The 17,600-nt window shown below is 41.5% G+C and carries 16 protein-coding genes; 11 read left to right on the top strand and 5 right to left on the bottom strand.

What is annotated here, in order from left to right; all coding sequences use genetic code 11:
- The first annotated feature begins 11 nt into the window (after positions 1 to 11).
- The gene (locus tag C1E24_RS07415; RefSeq protein ID WP_138480195.1) at positions 12 to 1,409 is read left to right on the top strand and encodes an AmpG family muropeptide MFS transporter; all 1,398 of its coding nucleotides are present in this window, start codon (positions 12 to 14) and stop codon (positions 1,407 to 1,409) included.
- Positions 1,410 to 1,435: 26 nt separating this feature from the next.
- On the opposite strand, the gene C1E24_RS07410 is transcribed toward C1E24_RS07415, so the two are convergent.
- A complete protein-coding gene (locus C1E24_RS07410; protein WP_058030897.1) occupies positions 1,436 to 1,681 on the bottom strand; it encodes a helix-turn-helix domain-containing protein in 246 nt (81 codons plus the stop codon).
- A 310-nt stretch (positions 1,682 to 1,991) separates the two neighbouring features.
- Here C1E24_RS07410 and C1E24_RS20925 point away from each other — a divergent pair, with 310 nt between their 5' ends.
- Positions 1,992 to 2,168 carry a hypothetical protein gene (locus C1E24_RS20925; RefSeq protein WP_171040825.1) on the top strand — a complete coding sequence of 59 codons (177 nt, stop codon included), beginning with the start codon at positions 1,992 to 1,994 and terminating at the stop codon, positions 2,166 to 2,168.
- A 42-nt stretch (positions 2,169 to 2,210) separates the two neighbouring features.
- On the opposite strand, the gene erpA is transcribed toward C1E24_RS20925, so the two are convergent.
- The gene (gene erpA, locus C1E24_RS07405; RefSeq protein ID WP_138480193.1) at positions 2,211 to 2,549 is read right to left on the bottom strand and encodes an iron-sulfur cluster insertion protein ErpA; all 339 of its coding nucleotides are present in this window, start codon (positions 2,547 to 2,549) and stop codon (positions 2,211 to 2,213) included.
- Between the two features lie 183 nt (positions 2,550 to 2,732).
- On the opposite strand from erpA, the gene C1E24_RS07400 reads away from it, so the two are divergent.
- The 5 genes from C1E24_RS07400 (at position 2,733) to C1E24_RS07380 (ending at position 9,501) form a co-directional block, all read left to right on the top strand.
- The gene (locus C1E24_RS07400; RefSeq protein ID WP_138480191.1) at positions 2,733 to 4,409 is read left to right on the top strand and encodes a chloride channel protein; all 1,677 of its coding nucleotides are present in this window, start codon (positions 2,733 to 2,735) and stop codon (positions 4,407 to 4,409) included.
- A gap of 12 nt (positions 4,410 to 4,421) precedes the next feature.
- Positions 4,422 to 4,856 (top strand): CopD family protein, encoded by a 435-nt coding sequence (locus C1E24_RS07395; RefSeq protein WP_138480189.1) that lies wholly within the window; start codon positions 4,422 to 4,424, stop codon positions 4,854 to 4,856.
- 354 nt (positions 4,857 to 5,210) lie between these two features.
- Complete coding sequence (locus C1E24_RS07390) at positions 5,211 to 6,227, top strand: aspartate carbamoyltransferase (RefSeq protein ID WP_138480187.1); 1,017 nt, start codon at positions 5,211 to 5,213, stop codon at positions 6,225 to 6,227.
- Between the two features lie 15 nt (positions 6,228 to 6,242).
- The gene (gene hemL, locus C1E24_RS07385) at positions 6,243 to 7,523 is read left to right on the top strand and encodes a glutamate-1-semialdehyde 2,1-aminomutase (RefSeq protein ID WP_138480185.1); all 1,281 of its coding nucleotides are present in this window, start codon (positions 6,243 to 6,245) and stop codon (positions 7,521 to 7,523) included.
- A 136-nt stretch (positions 7,524 to 7,659) separates the two neighbouring features.
- Positions 7,660 to 9,501 (top strand): methyl-accepting chemotaxis protein, encoded by a 1,842-nt coding sequence (locus C1E24_RS07380; RefSeq protein ID WP_138480184.1) that lies wholly within the window; start codon positions 7,660 to 7,662, stop codon positions 9,499 to 9,501.
- A gap of 148 nt (positions 9,502 to 9,649) precedes the next feature.
- Here the strand turns inward: C1E24_RS07380 and mrcB are convergent, their stop codons facing one another.
- From mrcB to C1E24_RS07365, 3 genes are all read right to left on the bottom strand, one after another.
- The gene (gene mrcB / locus C1E24_RS07375) at positions 9,650 to 12,010 is read right to left on the bottom strand and encodes a penicillin-binding protein 1B (protein WP_138480182.1); all 2,361 of its coding nucleotides are present in this window, start codon (positions 12,008 to 12,010) and stop codon (positions 9,650 to 9,652) included.
- A 224-nt stretch (positions 12,011 to 12,234) separates the two neighbouring features.
- Positions 12,235 to 13,464, bottom strand: coding sequence for an ammonium transporter (locus C1E24_RS07370; RefSeq protein WP_138480180.1), 1,230 nt, complete (start codon positions 13,462 to 13,464; stop codon positions 12,235 to 12,237).
- An 11-nt stretch (positions 13,465 to 13,475) separates the two neighbouring features.
- On the bottom strand, positions 13,476 to 13,814 hold the full coding sequence (locus tag C1E24_RS07365) for a P-II family nitrogen regulator (RefSeq protein WP_130254678.1): 339 nt from the start codon (positions 13,812 to 13,814) through the stop codon (positions 13,476 to 13,478).
- 278 nt (positions 13,815 to 14,092) lie between these two features.
- On the opposite strand from C1E24_RS07365, the gene C1E24_RS07360 reads away from it, so the two are divergent.
- From C1E24_RS07360 to rpiA, 4 genes are all read left to right on the top strand, one after another.
- Positions 14,093 to 15,598, top strand: coding sequence for a S10 family peptidase (locus C1E24_RS07360; RefSeq protein ID WP_138480178.1), 1,506 nt, complete (start codon positions 14,093 to 14,095; stop codon positions 15,596 to 15,598).
- Positions 15,599 to 15,704: 106 nt separating this feature from the next.
- A complete protein-coding gene (locus C1E24_RS07355) occupies positions 15,705 to 16,244 on the top strand; it encodes a hypothetical protein (RefSeq protein WP_138480176.1) in 540 nt (179 codons plus the stop codon).
- A gap of 1 nt (position 16,245) precedes the next feature.
- On the top strand, positions 16,246 to 16,851 hold the full coding sequence (locus C1E24_RS07350) for a 5-formyltetrahydrofolate cyclo-ligase (RefSeq protein ID WP_138480174.1): 606 nt from the start codon (positions 16,246 to 16,248) through the stop codon (positions 16,849 to 16,851).
- A gap of 92 nt (positions 16,852 to 16,943) precedes the next feature.
- The gene (rpiA, locus tag C1E24_RS07345; protein ID WP_138480172.1) at positions 16,944 to 17,600 is read left to right on the top strand and encodes a ribose-5-phosphate isomerase RpiA; all 657 of its coding nucleotides are present in this window, start codon (positions 16,944 to 16,946) and stop codon (positions 17,598 to 17,600) included.

The raw sequence follows: 17,600 nt of genomic DNA, 5'->3' as shown, positions 1-17,600 counted from the left end.
ACGGGATAGTCATGCAAATCAACTCTAGCCTAAGTGAGTACTTAGGCTACTACAAAGACAAACGCCTTCTTACCATCTTTTTATTTGGCCTAAGCAGCGGCTTTCCATGGGTACTGATTGGCTCTGTGATGTCTGCTTGGCTCAAAGATGAAGGCTTAAGCCGCAGTATGATTGGTTTATTTGGTGTGGTATTCAGCGCCTATACCATCAACTTTCTCTGGTCTCCGTTACTCGACCGTTTAAAACTCCCTCTGTTAGGCAACCTATTAGGTCAGCGACGTAGCTGGATTTTACTTGGCCAGATAGTTACTTTCTTCGCCACACTGAGTTTTGGCTTTATTACTCTCAAAGAGCAGCTATTCCTCGCTGCCTTGTTGTGTTTTTTAATAGCCCTTGCCAGCGCAACCCATGATATTGCCATTGATGCTTTTCGTATTGACTCGCTAGATACGACTGAGAGTGAAAAAGCCACTGCGGCCGCGGCAATGGCAACCTCAGGTTGGTGGTCAGGTTATGCACTTTTAGGTGCACTGCCCTTCTTTCTTGCTGACTTACCCAGTTTTGATTGGTCACAAATTTATTTTGTACTCGCAGCCATTGTTTTACTGCTGATGCTAGTTACCCTGTTTGCAAAAGAGCCTAAATCACATCGTGAGCTCACTCACGCTCAATTAGAAAAAGAGTATCAAAGTAAGTTATTCGCAAACGGCAACTCCATATGGCAACGCCTGTTAGCTTGGTTAGCAGTAACATTAGTTGAACCTTTCAAAAGTTTCTTCACTAAAAATGGCGTAAAAACAGCATTTGCCTTACTCGCCTTTATTTTCTTATTTAAAGTTGGCGAAGCCTTTTTAGCTCGCATGTCTATCGTTTTCTATAAAGAAATCGGTTTTAGCAATACACAAATCGGTCAGTATTCAAAGCTTGGTACCGGGCTCATTACTATAGTGTTTGCTTTTTTAGGCAGTATTTTCAACCACAAATACGGCATAGTAAAAGGCTTGTTTGTCAGCGGTATCGCCATGGCAGCCTCTAATTTAATGTTTTCTTGGATTGCCATAACAGGCCCAAAAGAGCATTTATATGCACTGGCTATCGTTGTAGACGGCTTCACCCAAGCTTGGTCTTTGGTTGCTATGGTGGCCTTTATTTCAATGCTGTGCGATCGCGCCTTTAGTGCGACTCATTATGCGTTATTGGCTTCTTTAAGTAGCTTAAGTCGTACTTTACTATCAGCTTATAGTGGTGTGGTAATCGATGACTGGTTGGAAGGAAATTGGGCGTTATTTTTTGCAGTTACAGCAATGATGGTCATCCCTTCTTTACTGTTTCTTTACATGATTAGGCATAAGTTATATGCCATAGAAAAGCAGTTTCATCAAAACTCAACTACATCTAAAGGTGCGTAACACTACGCACCTTTAGGTGTTAAAACTTATGCTTCTTCTTTATTAAGTAAGCTTAAGCCTTCATACGGATCCACTTCTAGTGCTTCACAGTAACGAAGAAACTCAATCACGTCTAAACGACGTTCTTGGTTTTCAATTTTGCCAATAAATGAATGTGGAGTTCCTAAAACTTGCGCAAGGCTACGCATTGTATGGCCTTTTTCATGACGCTTGCTTTTAAGCCACTTTGTTAACTTACCGTTTTCTTCAGAAGAAACCGTTTTACCCATCATAATGTTACATCTCCTACTCGATGATTTTATTGTTTCTTTAAGTTGAAATATGCCCGTCTCAACTTAACATGTACTGTATATCACAGTGCGACATAGTAAATCCAGAGTTTGTACCCATGTCCCAAAATAGGTATAGACTATATTTTGTGTCTACACTAATAAAAATAATAAATTTAATGATAAATATTAGAGCATTAACTTTACACTTAATACAAACTAATTAACTTTTTATTCTAAAAAGATGAATAAATAAATTTTCTTAGAAGATTATTGACTAAAGCTAAATTAAATTTTCGCTAAAAGGAAAACTATGATTAGAGTACTTTTTTTACTGCCCATTATGCTATGCATACTTTGGTATTGGTTTTTGAAAAGCCAAGGGGTGCCTATTAAGCAAGGGAAGAAAGGGTTTATTTATATTCTTTCATTTAGCGTATTTGTGCTGAGCTTCTTCGCTCTCATGATTTGGGTCACGCAAAGCCCATAAAAAAAGCCACGCTAATGCGTGGCTTTTTAATTTTAAGAGTATTTAAACACTAAAGCTTGCGCCACAACCACACGTTGTCGTCGCATTTGGGTTATTAACAAAAAAGCGTGCGCCTTCTAACCCTTCGGTGTAATCAACAATACCATCTACAAGATATTGAATACTCATAGGGTCAACAACCATGGATACGCCATTTTTCTCAATTTCCAAATCGCCCGGATTCACTCTCTCATCGAATGTGAAACCATATTGGAAACCAGAGCAACCACCACCTGTCACATATACACGTAGTTTTAAATCTGGGTTTTCTTCTTCTGCAACAAGCTCTTTCACACGCTTTGCTGCAGCGTCGCTAAATTGAATTGGTAACTGATCAGACATGCTCTCGACCCTTAATTCTGATAATGGCGCGATTATCTAATACCCGAGTATTTTAATCAAGTAATCCGTTTGTAGAATACTCAGTAACAACTTGCTCGAAAAGCTATCTTCTTTGCGCTAAAACAAGACGAAAACCAATTTATTTGATAGACTTAGGGGTCTGTTTTTTGTCGGAATAAAGCCATGTCTCTGGACGCCCTTAGGCGCCAATTAGCCAAGCCAAAAACCTCTGTTCAGTTATGCTTACTAGGTGTCGCTGCAGGTTTAATCGCTGCAATTTTAATTATCTTATTTAGGCTTACGATTTATGGCGTGCAAAGCTTATTTCTAGACTCCCCGGATGACTTTACACAACTACCAGAGCATTTAAGAGTTAGCCTACCCGTTTTAGCGGCTTTTTTGATTGCTTTGTTTGCTGCTATGACTGGCTTCAAGCATTACCGACTAGGTATACCTTTTGTTATTCACCGCATTAAGCATCACTATGGGCAAATGCCGATTTGGAATACTGCAAACCAATTTTTTGGTGGAGCATTGGCACTAATTAGCGGTTTTTCAGTTGGTCGAGAAGGCCCTTCTGTACATATGGGTGCAACCGGCGCTAGTGTGTTATCAGAGCGACTACATCTTCCCTGGAATGCAGCAAGAACCCTTTCTGGGTGTGGTGTTGCTGCTGGCATTGCCGCCTCATTCAATACACCTCTAGCTGCAGTTATCTTTGTAATGGAAGTCGTACTGCGTGAATATAAAGTACATATATTCGTGCCTATCATGCTTGCCGCTGTCACGGGCGCGTTAGCCACACAATTTGTATTTGGTCATGATACCGAGCTCGCCCTTATCAGTGTCACGCCCTTGAGCTTTTGGCATTATCCGTATTTGGTAATTTGTGGTGTTATTTTAGGAGCTGTCGCCTTTGCATTTAACCAGAACCTAATGATGATCATCCGCACATTTAAGCCTTTAAGCATGTTCCCTCGCTTAATGCTAGCAGGGTTAATTGCCGGTTTAATCGGTAATCTAGTACCTCAAGCTATGGGCTCTGGTATGAGTGCCATTACGCTGGCAGTTACATCACCTGAAAACATTCAATTACTCACGACTATTTTAATTGCTAAATTACTGGCAACTTTATTTGCTATAGGTTTAGGTATTCCAGGTGGGTTAATAGGCCCTGTCATAGGTTTAGGTGTTGTAATGGGCACCTTAATGTCTTATTTCGGGCAATTTATTAGCCCTGACCAGCACATTGCTGGTACATATAGCGTACTAGGTATGGCGGGCTTACTAGCTGCAACTTTGCATGCCCCACTAGCAGCCCTAACAGCCGTGATGGAGTTAACTGCCAGCCCACAAATTATCGTCCCTGCGATGTTAGTGATTTCAACCGCATACGTGACGGCATTACAAGTATTTGGAAATCGTTCTATTTTCTTACAACAACTTGATTTCCAAGGCTTGGCTTACCAAGTGTCACCCGCCAGTGAAGTACTGCAAAAAGTGGGAATTGTTGAAGAGATGAATGAGCAATTCAAACTACTCTACTCAGACGATAAAGAGCAAATTAAAGAGTCGCTGTCTGCGGTCAATAGCCACACACCACTTATCGTATTTGATGAACAAAATGGCTATCGACTGGCAGAATACGATTTAAGTTTGATGTCTGACGACTCTATGAATATTTCTTACATTCCGATGCAAGGCTTAAGTAGCCAGGCAACCATGTCAGACGCTTTTGATTTATTAAACGATAAACGAAGTGGCGCCGTATATGTGTTTAATCAAAAAGATGAACACCATGTTATGGGTGTGGTCCGCTGGGATCAGATCCGTCAAATTCTAACAATAAGAACCAGTTAAGCTGGAGGTCAAATGACAGCATTACTCGTATATAAAGCACTGCATATTTTCTTTATGGTGGCATGGTTTGCCGGTATTTTTTACCTCCCTCGCTTATTTGTATATCACGCTATCAACCAAGAGCCGCCTTGTAGTGCCATGTTAAAAGTGATGGAGCGCAGATTACTATTCTTTGTGACGCCTTTTGCTGTGCTAACTTTGGTTTTTGGCCTGTTAATGATTTTCGAGTACGGTCGCGAATGGTTCAAATATAACCTCTGGCTGCATTACAAATTTGTTTTGGTGATTATCCTTTATATTTATCACGGCTACTGCTTTAAGCTGCTTGCCGATTTCAAACATGATAGAAATACGCGCAGTGACCGCTTTTATCGGATCTTTAATGAATTTCCGGTGTTATTGCTTTTAGCGATAATCATGCTCGCAATACTCAAACCTAGCTTTTAATTAACCTGAACTTTGGTTAAGAGATTTACTAATGTATTGATATTGAAGTGATAAATAATTTTTCAAATCTGCAGCCGGAGACTTTTAGCGATAACACCGCTCACGCGTCCTGCTATCGCCAAGGTACCTACATCCACATAGGCAAGGCAAATTTACGCGTCAATAGCTGGTCTATTGCAAGTAAATTCAACGCAGTTAACGTTGAAAGTAGCCGCTGGAGATAGATTTATTATCCTGAGCTCAGGTTAATTATGCTATTATGCGGCGCCAAGTCAGCCAGTCTTGGCCTGCTAAATATATTGGTTGAAAGCCTCGCTTTTAATCGCTCGTCATTTTCTGATTAGGGATCGCCTCATGTTAAGTTTCCAAGGTGAAAATATTCTCTCTGTTAATCAATTAAACAGAGATGCCATTGAACAGATCTTTGCTGTAGCAAAGAAAATGGAACCATATGCTAAAAAGCAAAAACGTACCAATGTGCTTGAAGGTGCTGTTCTAGCTAACCTATTTTTTGAGCCAAGTACACGTACGCGTGTCAGCTTTGGTACTGCGTTCAATTTACTAGGTGGTTTGGTTCGTGAAACGACGGGCATGCAAAGCTCAGCCCTTGCAAAAGGTGAATCTTTATACGATACCGCGCGCGTTATTTCAGCTTATGCAGATGCAGTTGCTATGCGTCATCCTGATGCGGGCTCTGTTGCTGAGTTTGCTACAGGTTCTGATGTGCCAGTTATCAACGGTGGTGACGGTCCAAATGAGCACCCTACTCAGGCATTACTTGACCTTTTAACCATAGATAAAGAACTACACCGCTTTGGGCGTGACATTGATGGCATGCACATAGCGTTAGTAGGCGACTTAAAATACGGCCGTACCGTACATTCTTTATCAAAACTGTTGTGCCACTATAAAGATGTTAAATTCACTATGGTTGCACCTGACGGCTTACAAATGCCTGACTATATTCTTGACACTGTATCGAACGCGGGTCATCAAATCGAACTGGTTTCGAAAATGGAAGGTAACCTAGCCGCTGATATCGTTTATCAAACCCGCATTCAAGAAGAGCGTTTCCCATCGCAAGAAGAAGCCAATAAGTACCGTGGCGGCTTTAGAATTAGTCAGTCAATTTATAATGCACACTGCAAGCCAACTTCAGTTCTAATGCACCCACTGCCACGCGATAGCCGCAGTGATGCGAACGAGCTAGACAATGATTTAAACAATAACGACAACTTAGCAATCTTCCGCCAAGTACAAAATGGCGTATTGATCCGTATGGCGTTATTCGCGTTAACTTTAGGCGTTGAAAACCAAGTACAAAACTACGAAGTAGAAGTACCTTGGTTCAGCCGTAAACGTAACAGTTAAAATAGGACTATATACATGACAATTAGCCAAGATTTATTTTCTCGTGCTCAAGAATCAATTCCTGGTGGCGTTAACTCACCAGTGCGTGCATTCAATGGTGTAGGTGGCACGCCGCTATTCATCACCAATGCTAAAGGTCCTTATACTTACGACGCTGACGATAAAAAATACATCGATTATGTGGGCTCTTGGGGTCCTATGATCTTAGGTCACAACCATCCTGAAATTAAGCAAGCAGTTTTAGAAGCAGTTGAGCGCGGACTTAGTTACGGTGCCCCAACTGAAACTGAAATCTTAATGGCTGAGAAAGTAAAAGAGCTAGTGCCATCAATCGAAAAAGTACGCATGGTAAGCTCTGGTACTGAAGCGACAATGAGTGCTATTCGTCTTGCTCGTGGTTTCACAGGCCGTGACAAAATTCTAAAGTTTGAAGGCTGTTACCACGGTCACGCTGATTCACTATTAGTTAAAGCCGGTTCTGGTGCCTTAACTATGGGTGTGCCTAACTCTCCAGGTATTCCTGCTGATTTCGCTAAGCACACATTAACGGTAGCGTTCAACGATATTGAGCAAGTTAAAGCTATCTTCAATGAATACAAAGACGAAATTGCTTGTATTATCGTTGAGCCAGTTGCAGGCAACATGAACTGTATTCCGCCAGTAGAAGGTTTCCTAGAAGGACTGCGCGCAGTTTGTGATGAGCACAAATCAGTGCTTATTTTTGACGAAGTAATGACAGGCTTCCGTGTGGCGCTTGGCGGCGCACAGGCTTACTACAACATTCAGCCTGATCTAACCTGTTTAGGTAAAGTCATCGGCGGCGGTATGCCAGTAGGTGCTTTCGGCGGTAAAAAAGAAATCATGGATTTCATCGCGCCAGTAGGTCCTGTGTATCAAGCTGGTACTTTATCAGGTAACCCTATTGCTATGGCCGCTGGCCTAAAAGCCCTTGAGCTATTGAGCCAAGGTAACTTACATCAAGAGCTTGAAGCGAAAAGTAAAGCGCTGTGCGAAGGTTTCCAACAAGCTGCTGATGAAGCGGGTATTCCACTGACTACAAACTATGTGGGTGGCATGTTTGGTTTCTTCTTCACAACTGCAGAGTCTGTAAATAGCTATCAGCAAGCAACTGAATGTGACCTAGAGCGCTTTAAAAAGTTCTTCCATTTAATGCTTGAAGAAGGTGTTTACCTTGCCCCTTCAGCTTTTGAAGCTGGCTTTGTTAGCTCGATGCACACAGATGCAGATATTGTAGAGACAATTGCTGCAGCTGCAAAAGTATTTAAAAAGCTATAAACAATAAACATTTGTAGCTTTTAGTTAGAAGCCCACTTAATGTGGGCTTTTTGTTTTTTAAAGAAAAAAATTATTTTTGAACTAAAATTGAAACTTGCTCGGTCTATTTAATACACATGATTAATAAGTGACGCATATGCAAGGATCAAAAACGCTTTTCTCACCCGCTATTTCTTTAATGGCCAACTTAAAATACAAAAGTAAAATCAGTCTAATTTTTGGTATTTTACTTGTTCCTCTTAGTGTCAGCTTATTCTTCTTAAGCTCTATTCTCAGCCAAAATATTGCACTCACACAGCAGCAACAAAGTGGTTTAGCGCTCTACCCTGCGCTTTTACAAAATGTTATGTCTGAAAATAAACAGGCAAATCGTCAGTTAGCCAGAAGCAACGGCTTTGATATCACAGATAGCGCCCAACAACACGTGCTCGAACAAGTCTCTATTCAATCAAAACTTGCCATTGATGGCGATATTGCACGCTCTTATATAAATCGCTCTTTGGTTGAGTCTGTTCCGAGCTTGATTGAACAAATAAATCTCACTTCTGAGCAAGCATTATTGGTGATCCAAGCGGGTTCATTTACCCCAGACACCTTTATTGCACTCTCGAATTACAATAAATCATTACCCAGTTACGCTGAACGTTTAGAAGGTAAACTGGCGGTAGCTATCTCAGATAACCAAACTGTAAAATCATCGCTATCACAGCAACTAGTTAAGGTTTCACGTTCCGTACAAGCTTTTAAAAATAGCATTCAAAACAATCTGCTTGACCCTGATGAATTACAATTATCACAAAGCCAATTCAATAATTTAAAAAGCGATACACTTGAACAAGTAAGTATGCTCATCAATACGGCAACCCCACTTTTAAAAGCATTACTAAACGAACGCTTATCATCTCAAAAAATTATCAGAAACAGTGTCGTGCTTGCTGCGATTGTGTCATTGCTGCTAGCCAGCTACCTTATGTTCGGTTTTTACTTTGCAGTGGTAGACAATATTCGCGCGTTTGAGCACAGCGCAAGTAAAGCTGCACAAGGCGATTTAAGTGCCAAAGCAACGGCGATTGGTAATGACGAAATGAGCATTATTGCCTTCCAATACAATCAAGTACTTGATGCTATGGTTAATCTACTTGGCGATGTAAAAAGCACCAGTGGCAACCTACAAAATGCCACCAGCAAACTCAATGAAATTAGTCAAAGTACCCGTGAAGATGTCAGTCAGCAGCAGCAAAATATCGGTACCATTGTAGAAGCGTTAGAAGCAATGAATAATGCCGCCACCTCAGTTGAGCATTCAGCCCAAGAGGCAACAAAATTGGCAAGCACAGCGGCAAGCCATGTAAAACAAGGCAGCCAGAACACCACAGAACTTGCTCAGCACATGACCATGTTGCAACAAGAGTTTGAAGAGAGTCGACAAGCACTTGATAAGCTCGCACAAGACAGCCAAGACATTAGTAAGGTCAGTGTCGCGATCAGTGAAATTGCCGAACAAACCAATTTACTCGCGCTTAATGCTGCTATTGAGGCAGCTCGTGCTGGTGAGCAAGGGCGTGGCTTTGCCGTTGTTGCCGATGAAGTGAGAACTTTGGCCAAGCGTACTCAGCAGCAAACTGAAGAAATTCACACCATCATTAATGCACTTCAACAAGCTTCAAATACCACACAAGACAAAATGCGTCGAAGTGTTGAACAAATGGAGCAAGGCGTGCTTGCAGCAGAAAAAACCAATCAGGTGTTACAAGAAGCGCAAACCAGTATGGTCGACATAGATAATCAGGGCCAACATATTAGTGTGTTAGTCCAACAACAATCTCAAGCCACTCAACAGGCATTAAGCGATGCTACAAGCATTAACAATGTTGCTCAACACACCCTTGAATCAGCAATTGCCACTCAAGATGATGCCCATGCACTTGCAGCCATGAGCACTCAGCTAAATGGAGCTGTTAAACAGTTTAGGTTTTAAAAGTCTAACCGACATAATCTAGAGTCAGTGATTGTAACCTAATAGTATGCTCATGCGCTTGCAGGCATGAGCTTTCAGCTGGAAGATACAGTTAGAAACTCCAATTTTAGTGATGCTGTTTAGCCCTTTTATAATAGGTAACGCCAATTTATGAACAAGTTGGCGTTGGGTTAAACAGTTCTCGCCTAATAGGTAACTGTATAACCTTACCGCAACTTGGTGCTGCTTGGCGGCCTGTTTTTGGGTTCACAAAAGCCCAGCGCACACCGTCAGGTCTCTGATCGGCTATAGCCTGTGGATTAAGCGGTTTCAAATAGCGAATATATAGCTCAAGCGCACCGCTAGAGCCAGTCAACCCTGTTGGCTTGTTATCATCTCGTCCGAGCCAAGTAACTGTCACTGTATTGTGATCGAATCCTGCAAACCAGCTATCTCTTAAATCATTACTGGTGCCTGTTTTGCCTGCAAGCTGAATTGACGGAAAGTGAAGGTTAATACGCTTTGCAGTGCCATCTTTGGTGACTCTTTTTAAACCGTAATTGGTCATATAAATCGATTCTTCAGCAAAACGTTGCTCTGAGCGCGTTCGATGCTCATACAATACTCGCCCAACCGAATTGGTCATAGCAGCAATACTAGTAAGTGGCTGATAGCGACCTTGCCTAGCAATGGTGCTATACATCTGTGCCACATCGAATGAAGAAAGCTCCAGAGCGCCAAGAAGTAACGAAGGGTATTGTTCAACCTGCTGCTTAATACCTAACTCACTCAGTGTTTCAGCAACTTTATGCACGCCAATATCTAATCCTAGGTTTACCGCCGGAATATTAATACTTTTACTGAATGCTTCATAAAGCGGCATTTCGCCTCTAAATTTATGATCGAAGTTTTCAGGGGTCCATACATCCCCGGAGCTATCTTTGACCTCTAGCGGTCCATCTTCTAATAATGTGCCAAGGTTATGAGTGTTTTGCTCAAAAGCAGAAAGATATATTGCTGGCTTCACCAGTGACCCCACTTGTCGCTTGGTATCGAGTGCGCGGTTTAAGCCACTAAAGCGCATATCTCTTCCAGCTACCAAAGCAGATACCCCCGCTTTCTCAAGGTTGACTGAGAGCATCGCGGTTTCAAGCTTTTCAGTTTTATATTTGCGTTCTAGATAAGGTAAGCCTTTGCGAATAGACTCCTCCATTGCAGACTGTTTTTGTAAATCGAAATAGGTAAATATCCTCACACCAGCATTAATGATTTGCTGATCAGGTAATAACTCTTTTAACTCTCGATTTACCAACTCTAGGTAACCTGGATAATTTTGTTGTCGGTCACGGCTTAAAGGCTCAACTTTAATAGGCCTTTCTAATGACTGACGATATTCATTGGTACTTAAGTAACCATTTTCAGCGAGTAATCTCAGTACCAGATCACGTCGTTCTTGGGCGCGCTCTGGGTAACGTCTCGGATTATAATAAGAAGGCCCTTTGACCATAGCCACCAATAACGCAATTTGGTCAAACTCAAGCTCATCGACAGGCTTTGCAAAGTAAAACTCCGCAGCCAGCCCCATACCATGCACACCTTGATTGTATGACTGCCCTAAATATACCTCGTTTAAATAAGCTTCTAAAATGGCGTCTTTGCTATATCTAAAGTCTAAGATCATTGCTATTAAGGCTTCATTGATCTTACGTGTTAAAGTACGCTCACGAGTTAGATAAAAGTTTTTTGCTAACTGCTGGGTCAGTGTACTACCGCCTTGCACCGTTCTTCCTGCTTTAATATTGGTATAAAGCGCTCTAAGAATAGACATAACTGATACACCATGGTGTTCATAGAAATTTCTATCTTCCACAACCAATAGCGCATCTTTTAAAATAGTAGGGAATTTATCGAGTGGCACAAACTCTCTGTCTTGCTTTGAGTCATTGCCAATACGAGCAATCTGTACGGGCTCTAATCGAGCTTTAGGTATGCGGCGACCTGCTTCATTAACAATAGTAACCAGCTTTTTACCGGCAAAATTTAAGGTAAATACTTTGCCTTGTTCAACACCATCATAAAACTCAAAAGCGCGTCGATAAATACGGATAGTTCGCCCTTCAACGACAAACTGACCTGTGCGGCTAAGCTGATTTACTTCTGAATAATTTAAGCGCTTTAATTCCCAAAGCACTTCTTTTTCTGACAAATATTGATCAGGACGAAAATCCATCGTTCGGGCATAGACCTGCACTGGCAACTGCCATTTATTCCCTTCAAATTGCTTAGTCACTTTGGCATCAAGGTAAATCACATAAAACGCTAACACCGCGATAACTGCGATACTGCCTTTCCAAAATAAACGCCAAAGTCCTAGCAAGGTTCTTTGTTTGAATTGAGCAAATCTACCTTTTGACTGTTTTGTAGTTTTATTCGTTGTTTTTTTTGTGCTTTTCGATTTAGGCGCAGCGCTTTTTTTCGGTGTTGCTTTTTTTGTAGACGATTTTGGGGTAGGAGTCTTTTTTTCGGCCATGCCTTTATTCACGAATGGTTAATGCCAATTTAATCACCATAGATTACCTTAGATTAACAAGACCTGAAAGCCTAACTCATTGCTAAGTTAGGCTTGATTTTATTCAGTTTTCAAAATGCACACAGTGAATAACTCTCATCACATGAACACCACTCAGTAAATCTTAACTCGATACTTCTGATATTTGTTCTTCACTCACTGTGTGCAAATTGAAACTTTGATAACTATTGACCGCGAACCGTAACAAACTCAGGGTAAGCATCAACACCACAGTCATGCTGGTCCATACCTGACAACTCTTCTTCTTCGCCAACTCGAATACCCATTGTTGACTTTAAGATAGCCCATACAATGTAAGAAGCGATGAATACGAAAGCAAAGATACTGACTAAACCAATTAACTGTGTCACAAAGTTCGCATCGCCATTTGAAAGTGGTACTAACATGATGCCTAATGCGCCACAGGTACCGTGTACAGAAATCGCACCTACAGGATCATCAATCTTAGCCTTATCAAGGAACACGATGCTGAATACCACCAGTGAGCCACCTAATGCACCCAGCAGTACTGCCAGTGTTGGAGATGGTGAAGCTGGCTCTGCAGTGATTACAACTAAACCCGCCAATGCACCATTTAAAATCATCGTTAGGTCAGCTTTACCCCAAAGCACTTTACACACTAGCAGTGCAGCAATGGCACCAGCTGCTGCCGCAGCATTGGTATTCACTAGAATCTGACTCACTGCAACCGCATTTGCTTTATCTGCAATGAATAGCTGCGAACCACCGTTAAAACCAAACCAGCCCATCCACAGAATAAATGTACCTAGTGTTGCAAGTGGCATATTTGAACCAGGGATTGGATAAACTTCACCGTTCTTACCATATTTACCTTTACGAGCACCTAGTAGTAATACGCCCGCTAATGCCGCTGCCGCACCTGCACCATGAACAATCGCAGAGCCTGCAAAGTCTACAAAACCCATTTCAGATAAGAAACCACCGCCCCAAGTCCAGAAACCTTCGATTGGGTAAATTAGGCCTGTTAAAACAACCGTGAATGCTAAGAAAGCCCATAACTTCATTCGCTCCGCAACTGCACCTGATACAATTGACATTGCAGTAGCCACAAATACAACTTGGAAGAAGAAATCAGCTTCTAATGCATGAGTTGCATCATCTGCGGCACTACCAATGAGCGCACCAAAATTCGGCACGATGCCACCGGCTGTATTATCGACGTACATAATGTTGTAACCCACCAGCAAGAACATAGTACAAGCGATGGCATAGAGCGCGATGTTTTTTGTTAGAATTTCAGTGGTGTTTTTTGAACGAACTAAACCCGCCTCAAGCATGGCAAAACCCGCTGCCATCCACATAACTAATACGCCAGAGATCAGAAAGTAAAAAGTATTTAAAGAGAACTTGAGTTCTATGATGCTGTTTTCCATTGTTATTGCTCCTAAATCGCTTCTTCGTCGAATTCACCAGTACGGATACGTACAATTTGGTCTAGGTCATACACAAAAATCTTACCGTCACCGATTTTTCCGGTGCGAGCAACTTCACTTAAGGTGTTAACAATACGCTCTGCGTTTTCGCTTTGTGTTGCGATTTCAACTTTGATTTTTGGAATAAAATCAACTTGATATTCAGCACCTCGGTAAAGCTCAGTGTGACCGCGTTGACGACCAAAACCCTTTACGTCAACAACTGTCATACCCTCTACACCTAGCTCCGATAATGCTTCTCTGACTTCATCAAGTTTGAATGGCTTGATGATAGCGCTGATCATTTTCATATTGCCCCCTTCGACATTGTGATGCGTTATGTTGGCAATGAATAATCAAGCTCTATACCAAAATTAAAACTTTAAAAAATACATAAAGTTAACAGTTTAAGAACATTTAAAATTAGATAAAATGCACCAATTAAGTGCGTAGTTATGCAAATTGAACTGAGCTGGTGCACAAATTTCAATCATTTTTACACCCATCTCAATTTGCCCATACTTGGACTCATAAACTTTGCATATTCAGTAAGAGCAGAACATTATTTAGTTTCGGAGGACATCAAAAAATGAAACTAAAAACCATCATCATCAGTGCAGCATTGCTGATAAGCCAAACGGTTAATGCAAGTGAACATAACCGCCAAATCGACATAGACAATCAAGTTGTCACAAAACATAAAACTAAGATTCTTGGTGAAAGAATTAACTACACTGCGACCACTGGGACTCAGCCTGTATGGGATGAAGAAGGTCACCCAGTTGCTACCCTACATTACACCTACTATAAGAAAACCGATGTTAAAGATTTAAGTAAGCGCCCACTACTAATCTCATTCAATGGTGGGCCTGGCTCTGCATCAGTGTGGATGCATATTGCTTACACTGGCCCTAAAACTTTAAATATCGACACTGAAGGCTACCCGGTTCAACCGTACGGTGTACAAACCAACCCTTACTCAATTTTAGACGTCGCTGACATTGTTTTCGTAAACCCAGTTAATACAGGCTATTCGCGAGTTTTACCAAACAAAGATGGAGAAATGCCTAGTAAGGCAGAGCAGAAAAAGCGTTTCTTTGGCGTTAATGCTGATATCAAATACCTCGCTGAATGGCTAAACACTTTTGTGAATCGCAACAACCGCTTTTTATCACCTAAGTTTTTAATTGGTGAAAGCTATGGCACGACACGTGTATCAGGTCTTGCTCACGAGCTACAAAACAGCCAATGGATGTACTTAAATGGCGTGGTATTGGTTTCACCTACCGACATTGGCATTAAACGCCAAGGTCCAGTAAAGGCTGCAAATCGCTTACCTTACTATGCGGCGGCGGCTTGGTACCACAAAGCTTTAGCGCCAGAGCTACAAAATAAAGACTTGTTAGATATATTAGACGAAGTTGAATCTTACACCATTAACCAATACCTACCAGCCTTGGCAAAAGGTGCATTTATCAGCGATGCTGAAAAGCAACAAACAATTAAGCAAGTTGCTAAGTTCAGTGGTTTATCAGAAACCTTTGTCGCTCAGAACAATTTAGATATTCCGACCAGCGCTTTCTGGAAAGAGCTGCTAAGAGACAGAGGTCAAACACTTGGCCGCTTAGACTCTCGTTATTTAGGTATTGATAAACGCGATGCTGGCAATCGCCCTGATTACTGGCCGGAACTTACCTCATGGCTGCACTCTTTCACACCAGCCATTAATTACTATCTACGTGAAGAGTTAAATTACAAAACCGACATTAAATACAATATGTTTGGCTCGGTTCATCCATGGGATCGCAGTAATAACAACACCGGTGAGCAACTACGTTTAGCCATGGCGCAAAACCCTTACCTTAATGTGTTAGTGCAAGCAGGATACTATGACGGTGCAACCAATTATTTCGATGCAAAATATACAATGTGGCAACTCGACCCAAGTGCAAAAATGCGTGACCGTTTAAGCTTTAAAGGTTATCGCTCAGGTCACATGATGTATTTACGTCGTGCTGATTTAGAGCAATCGAATCAAGACTTACGTGAATTTATTCAAAACGCCCTACCTACAGGCAAGTCAGCTAAGTACTAAAAACTTATTCCATGGCCTTATATCTTGCTTATAAGGCCATACCTTCATTCGCATGTCTTTAAAATTTGGGTATACTCAAAGCATTAGCGAATTTAAGGATGTTTCCATGACTGACAAATACCGTGTTGTATTTGCCGGCTTCGATAGCAGCGTGAGTGAATCAGCCGCCATCGAGCAGCTCAGCTTAAAACTTAAAACAACGCCGCAAAAAATCACAGCGTTTACGCAAGGCAAATCTTTATTTGCCCCCACCGAAAAAGCCAAATGCCTTAAACAAGTAAAGTTATTGGCCAGCTTCGGTTTGCATGCCAAGCTGCAATCAGCCCAGAGCAATGCAAATAGCGCCAGTTCAATTCAAAACTCTAAAGATGAACGCATTCTAGAAGCCCTTGATTACATTACTTCTAGCCTTATTCGAATCGAAGAACGTCTAGAAGAATTAGAGCAACGTTTACCTTCACAAGAGATCGTGAAAGAAAATAAAGTCGATGATGATTGGCAAGAAGACGACCTATTTGATGAACTTGAGCTTGATCCACCCCCTAAACGCAGTAAAAAAGTGCAATATGGTCTTGGTATTGTACTCATCATTCTGTTGATCATATTAGCCATCGCACTTGCTTTCCCTGAACTAGTCGCCTTTTAATATGAGTAAAATTCACGATTCAAAAATATCGCGTACTGAAATCAGAAAAAAAGTACGCAAAGCTAGAAGAAATCTAACTCCATCATTTCAAAAACAAGCTGAAGAAAATTTAACTATTAATTTTTATCAACATATAAAAGTCCCTAAAAGGGCCAAAATAGGGCTTTATCTAAGCAATGATGGCGAACTCAAAACAAGCAAGCTAATTCAAGAGCTTAGAGTTAAAAAACATCAAGTTTACCTACCTATAATTCACCCTTTCAACGGCACCTCATTGCTGTTTCAGCAATATGAAGAAAACTCACCCATGGTGGCGAATCGCTATGCTATCTTGGAACCTAAGCTGAATTGCAGCCAAATTTGCCCACTTCCAGAATTAGATATTTTGCTAATGCCCTTAGTTGCATTTGATGAGCAAGGTAATCGACTCGGAATGGGCGGCGGCTACTACGATAGAACATTGGCAAAGCACTATGCTGAGCAACGTGAAAAGCCTAAGTTAATTGGCCTTGCTCATGATTGTCAGAAAGTAGAAAGCTTACCAATAGAAGCATGGGATGTGCCCTTACAGCAGATTTTAACACCGACGAAGTTTTACCAGTGGTAAAACTTCAACGTTAAACGCTTAAAACACGTCACTTTGCCTACGATTTCGGTATACTTGCGTTGACAACTTTTGACAACAACCTTGGAACTGAAATGACTCAAGACGAAATGAAAAAAGCAGCGGCGTGGGCTGCACTAGAGTTTGTAGAAGAAGGCACTATTGTAGGTGTTGGTACAGGCTCTACGGTAAATCATTTTATTGATGCGTTAGGCAGCATTAAAGATGACATTAAAGGCGCGGTATCTAGCTCTGAAGCTTCTACTGAAAAGTTAAAAGCACTAGGCATTGAAGTTTACGAGTTAAACGATGTGGCTAAGCTAGACGTGTATGTTGACGGCGCTGATGAGATCAATGCACAAAATGACATGATCAAAGGCGGTGGCGCAGCATTAACCCGTGAAAAAATCGTAGCGGCAGTAGCTGATAAGTTTATTTGTATTGTTGATAACACCAAACATGTAGAAACCTTGGGTGCATTCCCACTACCGGTTGAAGTGATCCCTATGGCACGCAGTTATGTGGCAAGAGAACTTCTTAAACTAGGTGGCGATCCGGTTTACCGTCAGGGCGTGATCACTGACAACGGTAACGTGATCTTGGATGTTCACGGTTTAGAGATCAACGATGCAAAGCAGCTTGAACAACAAATTAACCAAATCGTCGGCGTAGTTACCAACGGCTTATTTGCTGAACGCGGCGCAGACATCGTTATCACAGGGACACCAGAAGGTCCTAAAATTGTAAAATAG

The sequence above is a fragment of the Pseudoalteromonas phenolica genome (assembly GCF_005876835.1).
Taxonomy (GTDB): domain Bacteria; phylum Pseudomonadota; class Gammaproteobacteria; order Enterobacterales; family Alteromonadaceae; genus Pseudoalteromonas; species Pseudoalteromonas phenolica_B.
The sequence above is the reverse complement of the archived record's forward strand: the minus strand, read 5'-3'. Positions and strand labels throughout refer to the sequence as shown.

Excerpts from the sequence above, each read along its gene's own strand:
- C1E24_RS07380 (WP_138480184.1), top strand. The coding sequence starts at position 7,660 with ATGCAAGGATCAAAAACGCTTTTCTCACCCGCTATTTCTTTAATGGCC.
- C1E24_RS20925 (WP_171040825.1), top strand. The coding sequence starts at position 1,992 with ATGATTAGAGTACTTTTTTTACTGCCCATTATGCTATGCATACTTTGG.
- rpiA (WP_138480172.1), top strand. The coding sequence starts at position 16,944 with ATGACTCAAGACGAAATGAAAAAAGCAGCGGCGTGGGCTGCACTAGAG.
- mrcB (WP_138480182.1), bottom strand. The coding sequence starts at position 12,010 with ATGGCCGAAAAAAAGACTCCTACCCCAAAATCGTCTACAAAAAAAGCA.
- C1E24_RS07400 (WP_138480191.1), top strand. The coding sequence starts at position 2,733 with ATGTCTCTGGACGCCCTTAGGCGCCAATTAGCCAAGCCAAAAACCTCT.
- C1E24_RS07360 (WP_138480178.1), top strand. The coding sequence starts at position 14,093 with ATGAAACTAAAAACCATCATCATCAGTGCAGCATTGCTGATAAGCCAA.
- hemL (WP_138480185.1), top strand. The coding sequence starts at position 6,243 with ATGACAATTAGCCAAGATTTATTTTCTCGTGCTCAAGAATCAATTCCT.
- C1E24_RS07370 (WP_138480180.1), bottom strand. The coding sequence starts at position 13,464 with ATGGAAAACAGCATCATAGAACTCAAGTTCTCTTTAAATACTTTTTAC.
- C1E24_RS07395 (WP_138480189.1), top strand. The coding sequence starts at position 4,422 with ATGACAGCATTACTCGTATATAAAGCACTGCATATTTTCTTTATGGTG.
- C1E24_RS07415 (WP_138480195.1), top strand. The coding sequence starts at position 12 with ATGCAAATCAACTCTAGCCTAAGTGAGTACTTAGGCTACTACAAAGAC.
- erpA (WP_138480193.1), bottom strand. The coding sequence starts at position 2,549 with ATGTCTGATCAGTTACCAATTCAATTTAGCGACGCTGCAGCAAAGCGT.
- C1E24_RS07390 (WP_138480187.1), top strand. The coding sequence starts at position 5,211 with ATGTTAAGTTTCCAAGGTGAAAATATTCTCTCTGTTAATCAATTAAAC.
- C1E24_RS07365 (WP_130254678.1), bottom strand. The coding sequence starts at position 13,814 with ATGAAAATGATCAGCGCTATCATCAAGCCATTCAAACTTGATGAAGTC.
- C1E24_RS07410 (WP_058030897.1), bottom strand. The coding sequence starts at position 1,681 with ATGATGGGTAAAACGGTTTCTTCTGAAGAAAACGGTAAGTTAACAAAG.
- C1E24_RS07350 (WP_138480174.1), top strand. The coding sequence starts at position 16,246 with ATGAGTAAAATTCACGATTCAAAAATATCGCGTACTGAAATCAGAAAA.
- C1E24_RS07355 (WP_138480176.1), top strand. The coding sequence starts at position 15,705 with ATGACTGACAAATACCGTGTTGTATTTGCCGGCTTCGATAGCAGCGTG.